Annotated in this window: 8 protein-coding genes; 3 read left to right on the top strand and 5 right to left on the bottom strand. The window is 43.1% G+C overall.

Annotated features, from left to right (window positions below; translation table 11 throughout):
* Positions 1–15: 15 nt before the first annotated feature.
* On the top strand, positions 16–849 hold the full coding sequence (locus QVH07_RS12890) for a TspO-related membrane protein (protein ID WP_290000911.1): 834 nt from the start codon (positions 16–18) through the stop codon (positions 847–849).
* Between the two features lie 3 nt (positions 850–852).
* Here QVH07_RS12890 and QVH07_RS12885 read toward each other — a convergent pair whose 3' ends face one another.
* Entirely contained in the window at positions 853–1,434 is a 582-nt protein-coding gene (locus QVH07_RS12885; protein ID WP_290000909.1) for a DsrE family protein, read from the bottom strand.
* Between the two features lie 145 nt (positions 1,435–1,579).
* Here QVH07_RS12885 and QVH07_RS12880 point away from each other — a divergent pair, with 145 nt between their 5' ends.
* Together QVH07_RS12880 and QVH07_RS12875 are read left to right on the top strand one after the other, a co-directional pair.
* Positions 1,580–3,757, top strand: coding sequence for a DUF5916 domain-containing protein (locus tag QVH07_RS12880; RefSeq protein ID WP_290000906.1), 2,178 nt, complete (start codon positions 1,580–1,582; stop codon positions 3,755–3,757).
* Between the two features lie 48 nt (positions 3,758–3,805).
* On the top strand, positions 3,806–6,055 hold the full coding sequence (locus QVH07_RS12875; RefSeq protein ID WP_290000904.1) for a S9 family peptidase: 2,250 nt from the start codon (positions 3,806–3,808) through the stop codon (positions 6,053–6,055).
* A gap of 101 nt (positions 6,056–6,156) precedes the next feature.
* Here the strand turns inward: QVH07_RS12875 and QVH07_RS12870 are convergent, their stop codons facing one another.
* The 4 genes from QVH07_RS12870 to clpB all read right to left on the bottom strand — a co-directional run bounded on the left by QVH07_RS12870 (position 6,157) and on the right by clpB (position 12,809).
* Positions 6,157–9,276, bottom strand: coding sequence for a WD40/YVTN/BNR-like repeat-containing protein (locus QVH07_RS12870; protein WP_290000902.1), 3,120 nt, complete (start codon positions 9,274–9,276; stop codon positions 6,157–6,159).
* Positions 9,277–9,345: 69 nt separating this feature from the next.
* Positions 9,346–9,918, bottom strand: coding sequence for a pyridoxamine 5'-phosphate oxidase family protein (locus QVH07_RS12865; RefSeq protein ID WP_290000901.1), 573 nt, complete (start codon positions 9,916–9,918; stop codon positions 9,346–9,348).
* Positions 9,918–10,100 carry a CPXCG motif-containing cysteine-rich protein gene (locus QVH07_RS12860; protein ID WP_290000900.1) on the bottom strand — a complete coding sequence of 61 codons (183 nt, stop codon included), beginning with the start codon at positions 10,098–10,100 and terminating at the stop codon, positions 9,918–9,920. The genes QVH07_RS12865 and QVH07_RS12860 overlap by 1 nt, the downstream gene beginning before the upstream one ends.
* Positions 10,101–10,190: 90 nt before the next feature.
* Complete coding sequence (gene clpB / locus QVH07_RS12855; RefSeq protein WP_290000898.1) at positions 10,191–12,809, bottom strand: ATP-dependent chaperone ClpB; 2,619 nt, start codon at positions 12,807–12,809, stop codon at positions 10,191–10,193.
* Positions 12,810–12,880 lie beyond the last annotated feature (71 nt).

Genomic DNA, 12,880 nt, shown 5'->3' with positions numbered 1-12,880 from the left:
TTTTGTTACTCATCTATGAACTCTGCACTTTATCCACAAAATAAGCTTTCGCATAAGCTTTATGCCATTATTAATGCTCTGGTGTTGGCCATTGTGATCTGGTGGAATTATTACTCAAATACTGGGAATATTGGTGGGAAGACCGTTGGTGAACTCAGTGCCGAATACGACAACTATTTTACCCCCGCCGGCTATGCCTTTGCAATTTGGGGAATCATTTATCTTGCTCTGAGTGCTCAGGCGATATTCTTTTTGAGACGAGCTTTTTCAAGCAATAAAGAATCTGACTTTCTTTCAGAAATCGGCCCGTATCTTATCATTACCAATATTTTCAATGCAGGCTGGCTCTATTTTTGGCTGATGGAAAACACGGGAATAAGTGTGGTCCTGATGCTCATGATCCTAGGTTCTTTAGTCATTCTTGTGCTCAATCTAAATATGGAGCGCTGGGATGCCCCAGAAAAAATCATCGCAGGAGTTTGGTGGCCGATTGCCATTTATCTGGGCTGGATCAGCGTAGCCACCATAGCCAACATCTCCGCTTATCTCGCCAAAATTAATTGGACCGGCCCCTTCAATGAAATCACTTGGGCCATTATCATGATTGCTGTAGCAACAGGACTTTATATTTTTCTGATTTGGGCTAGAAGCTTACGTGAATCTGCCCTGGTAGGTGTCTGGGCACTGTTTGCCATAGCCATTCGACATTGGGACAGTGTGGCTAGTCTTAAAATCACAGGCCTTATTGGAGCCGGTATCCTTCTACTGGCAACTGCTTATCATGGCTTTCAAAACAGAATGTCCAACCCCTTTTTTCCAGATTGGGCCAAAAACCAAATTAAGAAGTAAGGCTTATTCTTCACCTACATTCAGATAAGAAAATCCCATTTGGTCGAGCATCACAAAGCTCGTTTTTGCTGAGATCGCAATCTTTACCTCTGGCGTGATATGCTCTGCTGGAACATTCCAAAAAAGCATACTTTGTGCGCACATCAGAAACTTCACCCCAACTTCTTCGAGCGCTTCTATGGCCAACAAATTCGGGTTTTGAATTCCATATTTTTCCTCATAAGCCTCGTGAGTCGCTGCAGCCATAGATAGACCACCATGGATCACTGCCACGATTTCGATTTGGTCGGCAGGCACCCCATTAGCGATATGTAGGTTATAAGTTCTGGCAACTTCTGTAAGTGTAGGATGAATCTGGGTAGAATCCTTGACCGTACCGTAGACATCTATGGCAATTTTGTAGTCAAGTGATGGATCATAAGGCATGGTTGCATTCTCGAATGGGATCACACCAACCCAAGGTGCAAAATCGAGAGCAGGATACGTGATTTGCTCAGCAATGTGGTCAGGCATCTTTACCTGGGCAAATGCTGGAGTCAGAGAAAAGGAAATCAGAAGGAGAAGACTAAAAACTACTTTTTTCATGATGCTGGTGTTGGTTGAGAAGGAATTTAGGCATTTTAAATCCAATCGGGCTAAACTTTTTTCAATCGCATGTTTCGAAATCAAAAATCAACCTTTAAACCAAAAGCCAGGCTAAAATGCAGCCAAAGGTTTTACTTTTGGAAATATGAAGTGCCCCAGCCTTTTTATTGCCTTCGTAATTGGAATCAGTTTTACTGCCTTAGGCCAAAAAATCAACGACACCTATCGACTTGATATCCAAAAGGCTAGTTCAGAAATTCTTGTAGACGGAATTTTGGATGAAAGAGCCTGGCTTGAAGCTGATGTAGCGGCAGATTTTTTCATGATCACTCCCATGGACACCAGTTTTAGCCAGGTACGGACTGAAGTACGAATGACCTATGATGATGAAAATCTCTACATCATCGCTGTCAATCATCATGCTATGGAAGGGGACTACATCGTGCAGTCCCTCCGGAGAGATTTCAGCTTTGGACAGAACGACAATTTCATCTTTTTCATGGACCCATTTGATGATCAAACCAATGGATTCTCTTTTGGTGCCAATGCGGCCGGAGCTCAATGGGATGGACTAATGTCAAATGGTAACCAGATGGACTTGAGCTGGGACAATAAGTGGACCTCTAAGGTTCGTAACTACGAAGATAAATGGGTTTTTGAAGCTTCTATTCCATTTAAGACGCTTCGATACAAACCTGGAATTACCGAGTGGGGTATCAATTTTTCTCGTCTTGATTTGAAGACCACCGAAAAATCTGGATGGGCCCCTGTACCTCGACAGTTTCCTTCCTCAACTTTGGCATACACAGGAGTTTTGGCTTGGGATAATCCTCCCCCGAAGGCAGGGACAAATATATCGATAATCCCTTATGTCCTTGGAGGAGCTACCAAAGACTTTGAATCTGAAGGAGGAACAATTTATAAACGGGAAATAGGAATGGATGCCAAAATCGGTCTTACCTCCTCACTGAATTTGGACCTTACTATAAATCCGGATTTCTCTCAGGTAGAAGTGGATGAGCAGGTCACTAACCTGGATCGCTTTGAGCTTTTTTTCCCCGAGAGAAGACAGTTCTTTTTAGAAAACGGAGACCTCTTCGGCAACTTTGGCTACTCCCGAATCCGGCCCTTCTTTTCCCGACGAATTGGTCTGAATGCCCCGATTCAGTTTGGTGCCAGACTGAGTGGAAAACTCAATAAGGACTGGCGAATCGGTGCCATGAATATCCAAACGGGCGAGGTAGAAGAAGAACTTAGGCCCGCTGAAAATTTTACTGTCATGTCACTGCAAAGGCAAGTAGGTGCCAGATCAAATATCACAGGGATTTTTGTGAATAAACAATCAATCAATTACACTCCACCTGAAGGAGATAGCCTTCAGGCCTTCACTCAATTCAATCGTAACTTAGGGCTGGAATATAATTTGGCCACTTCTAATAATCTTTGGACCGGAAAGGCCATGGTTTTGAAGAGTTGGTCTCCGGATGGAAGTGGTAATGGATTTGTACATGCGGCAAACCTGAATTACCGAAGCGGAAATCTGGAATGGGAGTGGTCACATGAATATGTATCCGATAATTACACTGCAGAAGTTGGCTTTGTTCCGCGAAGAGGGTACTATCGAATCAACCCTGAAACCCAGTACACCTTCTTCCCGAAAAGTGAAAAGCTGCTTAGTCACGGACCTTCTGTGGGGACTAGTTTCTTTTTTAATACCAAAGGGGTTCAAACCGACAATACCACATTCCTTTTTTATAATTTCAGGTGGAGAAGCCAAAGCAGATTCACGATATGGGGTGGTTATGATTATGTGCTTTTACAAAGGCCATTTGACCCTACAAATTCAGGCAAAGAACAACTTCCTGCTGGCACTGAGGCTTCTTGGTTCGCTTGGGGCACAGAATATAATTCAAAACCCCAAAGTCTTTTTACCTATAGTTTTTCAACCCGATCAGGCGGATACTATGAAGATGGAAGCAGGTACAATATTCAGACAGAGTTAGGCTATCGGTTCCAGCCCTATGTGGCTATTGCCATGAGTACCAACTACAATCGGATCGTGATGCCTGAACCCTGGAATACCACAAGTTTTTGGCTGGTGGGTCCAAGAATAGATGTCACAATGACCAATACACTTTTCCTCACCACTTTCATTCAGTACAATGAACAGATTGACAACATAAATCTAAATGCTCGTTTTCAATGGCGATTTAAGCCAGCATCGGATCTTTTTATCGTTTACACTGACAACAACCTCCCCCAGCCATTTGGGGTGAAAAATCGTTCCCTTGTATTGAAATTCACGTATTGGTGGAATGTATAGTCTGATTTTTCTGAATAAGGCTTAACTTATCAGTAAAATCTTACTCGAATGACCTTCAAATCATACAAGCTTTTGGTAGGAATCTTCATGATTTCTATTGGCCTTTCCAACGCTCAAAATTCAGATGATCCAAGGCTGCTTACCTTAGATAGAATTTATAATTCAGCTGAATTCCGTCAGGAAATACTCCAACCCATCCAGTGGATCCAAAGAGGAGATGCCTATGTGACAGTTGATTATTCCTCATCAGGTAATGAGCTTACCCTGTGGAATACCGCCTCAGGCGAATCCTCCACTTTTGTCCCTGCAAATAAACTGATGGTAAATGGCAAACCCATTTTAGTGGAGTCATTCTCCCTATCTGAGGATGAAAGCAAAGTCCTGATTTTCACTAATTCCAGTAGGGTTTGGAGATCAAATACCAAGGGCGATTACTGGGTCTATGATTTAGAGACAGAGAGGCTCAGTCAATTGGGAAAGGACTTTGAGTCTTCCTCACTAATGTTTGCAAAATTCTCCTCAGACAATCAATTCGTAGCCTACGTTCACAAATTCAATCTGTACAAAGAAAACTTTGTCACAGGAGAAATCACCCAACTGACCAACGACGGAACGGATAAAATCATCAATGGAACCTTTGACTGGGCATATGAAGAAGAGTTTGGTAAAAGGGATGGGTTTTCATGGAGTCCTGATGGTTCCTTAATCGCATTCTGGCAAATCGATGCCAGAGAAATCGGGACCTTTTACATGATGAACAACATCGACTCCGTCTATTCCCAACCTATCCCCCTACAATATCCCAAAGTGGGGCAAACCCCTGCTGGTGCAAAGATTGGATTGGTGAATCCAGCAAATGGAGATTTGAATTGGGTGCCGATTCCGGGAGACGAAAAAGAAAATTATCTACCCGGCATGCAATGGGTTTCAGAGGATTTGTTGCTAGTTCAGCAAATGAACCGTAAGCAGAATAAACTTACCATTTGGACTTATAAGCCATCTTCAAATGAACTCCGAGATATCTATGTGGAAACCGAAGATACCTGGGTAGATCTCGGCTACCCAGATATCTCGGCCAATGGCTGGGGGAATAATGATCTCAAAATCGTAGATAATGGTCAGGCTTTTCTGAGGATGACAGAGAATGGGGATTGGAGAAATATTATCAAGGTAAACCTAGAATCTGGTGAGAAATCCCAAGTCACCTCGGATGAGTTTGACGTAGCTTCTTTTGGAGGGCTTAGTGAAAAAGAAGTCTTCTTTATTGCTTCTCCGGAAGTCCCGTATGAGCGATATCTCTTTTCTAAAAACCTGAATGGAAAAGGAGGAAAAAGTCGACTTACTCCCGATTCTTTTGTGGGAATTAACACATACGATGTCGCTCCAAATGGAAGGTTTGCCATTCATACGCACCAGAGTACATCAGAACCGCGAAGTGTCAGACTGATAGAACTTCCTTCCCATAAAACCCTTAGAAGCCTGATTTCAAATGAAGATTACAGAGCAAAAAGAGAGTCACTGGCTTTGCCAAAGGTGGAGTTTGAGGAAGTGACTACTGCAGAAGGGGTCACTCTCGATGCAAGGGTGGTTTATCCAGTAGACTTTGATCCAAATAAAAAATACCCTGTTCTTTTCCATGTTTATGGGGAGCCTTGGGCAACCACAGCCCTGAATACTCAAGTTGGTCTTTTTGATATTATGCTTTCGCAAAAGGAATACTTCATAATCGATATGGATAATCGAGGTACACCGACTCTCAAAGGTTCTGCTTGGCGTAAAAGCATCTACCGGAACATCGGTCAAATCAACTCAAGGGATCAAGGGCTGGCCGCCAAAGAAATTTTGAAAAAGCCCTACCTGGATGAGAGTCGTGTAGCCGTCTGGGGATGGAGTGGTGGAGGCTCTATGACTCTAAATTTGCTTTTTAAATTCCCTGAGATCTATCAGACAGGCATGTCAGTAGCTTCAGTATCCAATCAGCTGATTTATGATAATATTTATCAAGAACGGTACATGGGACTCCCTCAGGAAAATATGGAGGATTTTGTAAATGGATCTCCCATTACTTATGCCAAAAACCTGGAAGGAAATCTATTGCTAATTCACGGGACAGGAGACGATAATGTCCATTATCAAAGTGCTGAGATGCTTATCAATGAACTTATCAAGCATAACCGACAGTTTGATTTCATGCCCTATCCTAACCGATCGCATGGAATCTATGAAGGGGAAGGGACCACCATGCACTTGTACACTCTACTGACGAATTATCTTCTGGAACATACCCCTCCCAACTAAAAAAAAAAAGACCAGAAAGGCTTCGAAAACCTTTCTGGTCAAAATTGATCTGTAAACCTCTGAGGTGTCAAAGAACTCGTAGGTTTTACTTTATACTAATTTTATTTGGTCTTTCCTTTTATAAATAGAATTTCCTGATCAATCATAGCCTGTTGCAAAGCGGCGGCTCCTGCATCAATAGACTCTGCTTCCATCATCATCTCCTCATACTTCTTGAGCATATCAGCTGCGGTGGCCTTTTGACCTTCAGTAACCGGAGGCTCCTGATTGGCAATCGTACCGTAAATATGCGCTAGCTTAACATCCAGTTGATTTGGGAAGTTGATCACATCCTGGAAAGTCTTCTGCTTAGTCTGAATAAGCTTTCCTTCCACCTCATTGATATTCTCGATAAGCGCATCCGCCTGCTCATGCCATTCAGGAAAATCATCTTCAGAAACTCTCGCTTTTAAATCTTCAACCTGATCCCGGATAGATCGAATATTCTCAGCAGTATTTCTTGTTTCCACCAAAGCTTCTGCCAGAGGCTTAAGTGCAGCGTACTGAGCATCATAATCGGCTTGACTTGCAGACCACCTTGGGTCAGGTTTAACGGTAAGCATCTTAGTCGCGCTTCGATCTCCATAAGTGAAAATGGCTTCATATTCACCTGGAGGAACCATAGCAGGACCAGACTCCAAACCTGAAAAGACTCCCGGAACCAATTCAAATTCCTGAACAGCCAAATCCCATTGAACTTGATTCATGCCTTTTTTTACTTTGATTTTATCCTTTTTAGCAGATGGATCTGAGGTGAAAGTTCGGATTATTGAACCTTCTTTATCCTTTATTTCCACTTCCAGGTGGGTAGAATCTTGCAATTCACTCACGAAGTATTTCATAGCAAAACCTTCATAAGGATTCTGTCCCATTTCCGGAGCCTCAGTTCTGAAAGCCAAATCTCGAATAGCGTCTTCTGGCTCGTACACATAAAAATCCGCATCCTTGGCAGCATCCATTTCATAAAGTGGCCCCAAATCATCCAATACCCAGAATGCCCTTCCTTGAGTGGCGACGATCATATCGTTATCCTGGATCATTAGGTCAGTGATCGGAACCACAGGAAGGTTTTGTTGAAACTCTTTCCAGCTTTGCCCTGCATCAAAAGAAACATACAAACCAAGTTCTGTCCCTGCATAAAGCAGATCTTTTTGATTGGGGTCTTCTCTGACCACTCGCACATGAGCTTCAACCGCGATACCATTAACCAATCGAGTCCAACTTTGACCATAATCTGTTGACTTGAAAATATGAGGAGTGAAGTCATTGTATTTATAACTATTGAAGGCCACATAAACCGTTCCTTCATCGTGAGGAGAAACCTCTATTTGGTTCACCATTCCCTCAGGAGTGCCTGGGATAGTGATTTCGGTCCAGCTTTGGCCCCCATCCTGAGTGACATGAAGTAATCCATCATCAGCTCCGGCATAGATCACATCAGGTGTATGTGGCGATTCCGCCAAATAATGAATGGTATGGTAAACCTCTCCACCCGCACCTTCATTCGTAATCGGACCCCCACCCCAATTGATGTTGGCTGTGTCATTCTTAGTCAAATCCGGAGAAATCTCTTCCCAGCTCAAACCTCGATTCGTGGTCTTTAGAATCACATTCCCCGCATGATAAATCACGCTTGGATCATGCTTTGAAGCTATGATCGGGGCATTCCAGTTAAATCTGTATTTCAAGTCTCTGGGATTCGAGCCCAAACCTAAAAATGGATAGGCCATCACATCTTTCTCCAGTTCGGTATCGGCATTCCACTCCGTAATTATGCCCTGATAGCATCCGGAATAGATATAAATTGGGTTATCGGGATCAAAGGCTGAATAGGCTGATTCACAACCTCCAACAGGATAAAATTCACTCCATCCAATTCCAGGGCCATTGGCTCGAGATGCGATAGACACTGAAGAATTATCCTGCTGGCCTCCGTAAATACGATAGGGAAATTGACGATCTACATTAACCCGATAAAACTGGGCTGTCGGCTGATTATCCTGTCTGGACCAGTTCGTCCCACGATCAATTGATACATTCGCCCCTCCATCGTTAGCATTCACCATGAAATTTGGCTTTTCCGGATTGATCCAAAGCTGATGATTATCCCCATGACGGGTTCTCATATTCTTAAAAGTCTTTCCTCCATCGGTAGACTCTACCAAAGGAGCATTCATCACATAAACCGTTTCAGGTTCTTTGGGGTGAGCCTGAATATGCATGTAATACCAAGATCTGGCCCGGAGTAAACGATCTGGATTAACTAGTCTCCAACTTTCTCCCGCATCATCAGAACGATATAGACCCCCATCCTCTGCTTCGATAATTGCCCAGACTATATTTGAGTTAGCTCGGGAAACAGAGATACCCATTTTACCCAGTGTGCTTTCAGGTAGACCTTTTTCCATTTTTTTCCAGGTCAAACCCATATCTATTGACTTGTAAAGTCCTGAGCCAGGGCCTCCACTTTGCACCTTCCAAGGGAACCTTCTGTGATCCCAGTAGCTGGCATAAATCACCCGAGGATTATTCATGTCCATGCTTAAATCAGCCACGCCTGAATTTTCATCCACAAAATGGACTTTCTCCCAAGTAGTCCCTCCATCCACAGATCGATAAATTCCTCTGTCCTCGGTAGCTCCATAAGGACTCCCTTGCGCACCAACGATTAGCATGTCAGGGTTTTCGGGATGAACCACAATCTTGGAAATTTGTCTTGTCTTCTCTAATCCTAAATGGGTCCAGGTTTTCCCTGCGTCGGTGGACTTATACACCCCATCCCCATGTGAGGTCATTACGCCCCTTACGGGCGCTTCTCCCATTCCCACATATACCACATTAGGATCAGATTCGGAAACGGCAATAGCTCCCACCGAAGCGGTGTTGAAAAAGCCATCAGAAATATTAAACCAGCTCTCACCAGCATCGGTGGTTTTCCAAACTCCTCCGGTAGCACCCATATAATAGGTCATCGGGTCCTGAACTACTCCCGCTACTGCGGTAGCTCTTCCTCCACGAAATGGCCCCACTAGTCTAAATTCCATTCCTTGATAGAGGGCTGTATCCAGTTTAGGTGTATCAGATTGCTGTTTATTATTTTTCTTTTGAGAAAAAGAAGGATTTGCCTGGAGGCAAAGCAAAAGGGTGAACAAAGCCAGTAGGCCTTTGAAAAATACTCGCATGTCTTTGGTTAATGGTTGAAATGGAATTTAGGGAAATCCTTTAAATATCCATTATCAAGACAGATCAAACTACGGCACCAACCACTGCCCTTCCCATTCTCCGGCAACTTTTTCAAACTCAATCCTCAGATGATTAAGTCTATCGAGCTGAAGGGCTTCGATTTTTTCAGGTTTGAACCTGATCACTGCAAAGAAATCTGAATTCATTTCTTGAGGCCAGTCCCATCCCTCTGAGGGCGATTTAATTTTTTCACCAGGAGAAAAAGTTGAATTATAGGCCTTTTGAGCGTTACCTTGAACACGTTGCCAGAGTTCCAAGGCTAAATCATTATTCTGATGAATTTCAGCTTTGGCCTGGACCCTAATCTGAACTCTCTTTTTCGGGTGATAAAAGTGAAGAGAAACCGGCTGATCTCGTTTTATTTCTTCCACCTTTTGGCTTCTGGAATCAGTAAAAATATAGAAGTTCAAATCTGCATCCACCCCACGCAGTACCACTGTGCGTATTTCAGGATAGCCTTTGCCATTGGTCGCAAGATTTACATATCGAAAGGCATGCTTAGAATCTAAAGCCCCTCTATGAAGCTCATGAGCCACGGCAGTCCATATTTCGTCTCTTGTGTTTTTTGAATCAAATAGCATTATTGCCCCAAAGATTGTGCATCAAAAAACTCTATTTCTCCATCAGTACACCCCACTTGTATTAAAATTGGATTGCAACAAACTTCACAGTCCTCCACATACTCTTGTTTTCGAACCGAAGGGTCGACAAGCATGGAAATCTCTTCAAAACAATAAGGACATTGAAAGAAGTGTTCGAGCATAGATTTTTTTTAAAGAACCCAAATAGAGGCAAGTGGTTCAAAAAAAGCCCATGGGAATTTCCCATGGGCTTTACTCCAAACCAACTCAATTTATACTTCTACCGAGGCATCTACATTTTTAAAATATACCTGCTTATCAGCATCTAGATCCACCAACACTGCTGAGTCGTTTTTGATGTATCCTGAGAGGATCTGCTTCGATAATTCATTCAGTACTAATCGCTGCATGGTTCGCTTAAGCGGTCTTGCACCGAACTGTGGATCAAAACCAACTTCTCCCAAGTAATCCAGAACCTCTTTCGTCGCTTCAATCTCAATTCCTGATTCGGATAATCGATCTTGAATTTCCTTCCACTGGATATCCACAATTTTTCGAATGATCTCTTTATTCAGAGGTTCAAACATGATCGTTTCATCAATTCGATTCAGGAACTCTGGCCTCACAGATTTTTTCAGCAGTTCAAAGACTTCGCTTTTAGTTTTTTCCAGCACCTCTTCTTTGTTCCACTCTTCCATTTCGGCAAATCTCTCCTGAATCAGATGAGAACCGATATTCGTGGTCATAATGATAATCGTGTTTTTGAAATTGGCTATTCGGCCTTTATTATCAGTCAATCGACCATCATCCAACACCTGAAGCAAAATATTAAAGACATCTGGATGAGCTTTCTCGATTTCATCGAGTAAAACCACAGAGTAAGGTTTTCTACGAACTGCTTCCGTAAGCTGTCCACCCTCATCGTATCCTACATATCCTGGAGGTGCCCCCACTAGTCTACTGACTGCATGGCGCTCCTGATATTCCGACATGTCGATCCGAACCATTGCATTTTCGTCATTAAAGAGATATTCAGCCAAGGCTTTTGCAAGCTCGGTCTTTCCGACTCCGGTAGTTCCCATGAAGATAAAGCTACCGATAGGCCTTTTGGGGTCTTGTAAACCAGCCCGGCTTCTTCGAACTGAATCCGACAAGGCTTGAATAGCCTCCTTCTGACCAGCCACTCTCTTTCCTAACTCATCTTCGAGATGGAGTAACTTCTCTCTTTCTGACTGAATCATTCGGCTTAATGGAATACCTGTCCATTTTGAAACCACAGCTGCGATATCTTCCGAATCCACTTCCTCTTTTAGGAGAGGAGAACCCGCCTGCATTTCGGCCAGTTGGTTCTTAAAAGATTCCAGCTTTTTCTCAGCTTCTACAATTTTCCCGTATCTGATTTCGGCCACCTGGCCAAAGTCTCCACTTCGCTCCGCTTGTTCTGCCTCTAGCTTGAACTTATCGATATTCTCTTTTTCTCGCCGGATTCCGACAATTACGGATTTCTCACTTTCCCACTTGGCTTTCACACTGTCTCTCTTTTCAGAAAGTTCAGCTAGTTCCTTGCTTAGAACAGTCTCTTTGTCCTTGTTTTTTTCTCTACGAATAGCCTCTCTTTCTATCTCAAGCTGCATTATTCGACGATTCAACTCATCCAGTTCCTGAGGTAGTGAGTCTATTTCCATCCTCAATTTGGCGGCGGCCTCATCCATTAAGTCAATAGCTTTGTCCGGAAGGAATCTGTCGGAAATATATCTCTGAGAAAGCTCCACCGCAGAAATTACAGCGTCATCCTTGATACGAACCCCATGATGCAATTCATACTTATCCTTGATTCCTCTAAGAATAGAAATCGCATCTCCTGCATCTGGCTCATCGACGATCACTGCCTGGAATCTTCGCTCCAGTGCCTTGTCCTTTTCTATATATTTCTGATACTCCTTAAGCGTAGTAGCACCTATTGCATGCAGTTCTCCTCGTGCCAAAGCTGGCTTAAGTAGGTTTGCTGCATCCATGGCTCCTTCGCCTCCTCCACCAGCACCGATTAGCGTATGAATCTCATCTATGAAAAGAATGATCTCACCATCTGAATCGGTCACTTCCTTGATTACTGCTTTCAGTCTTTCTTCAAATTCCCCTTTGTACTTAGCCCCTGCTACAAGCAGACCCATGTCTAGAGAAATCAAAGTCTTGGATTTCAGGTTTTCAGGAACATCACCTGAAACTATCCTTTGGGCCAGTCCTTCTACAATCGCTGTTTTACCAACCCCAGGCTCACCTAGTAGAATAGGATTATTTTTGGTCCTTCGGGCCAAAATCTGTAATACCCGCCTAATCTCTTCATCCCGCCCGATGACAGGATCGATCTTACCCTTCTTTGCAAGCTCGTTCAGGTTTTTGGAGTATTTTTCTAATGCCTGATATTTATTTTCAGCATTCTGATCGGTAACCTTATTTCCTTTTCTTAATTCTTTGATCGCTTCGATCAAAGGCTTTTCTGCAATACCCTGGTCTTTCAAAATCTGTGCTGCTGGTCCGGAAACGTCCAGTATACCAAGCATTAAATGCTCGATTGTAACAAACTCATCCCCAAAGGTTTTAAGCTGGTCTTTCGCTTTGGTCAAAACCTGATTTGATGAATTTGAAAGATATGGCTGCTGGCCCCCACTTACTTTAGGGAGTTTTTCCAGTTGTTCATCGATCTTTTGATCGACCAACTGTTTATTCGCTCCAAGCTTCTTAAATAGGAAGCCAGTAACATTGTCATCTACATTTAAAATCCCTTTCAACAAATGTAACGGCTCAATGCTTTGTTGACCCGCTGCAGATGCCAGCTCGAGTGCCTTTTGTATGGCCTCTTGGGACTTTATGGTGAATTGGTTAAAGTTCATATTTATATTTTTTGTTATTTCTTGATTCTATCTTCTCTCCTAGAATCAAAACTATCGCCAATTCATTTTTC

Origin of the sequence: Algoriphagus sediminis (assembly GCF_030403435.1) — a bacterium.
Lineage (GTDB): Bacteria > Bacteroidota > Bacteroidia > Cytophagales > Cyclobacteriaceae > Algoriphagus > Algoriphagus sediminis.
The sequence above is the reverse complement of the archived record's forward strand: the minus strand, read 5'-3'. Positions and strand labels throughout refer to the sequence as shown.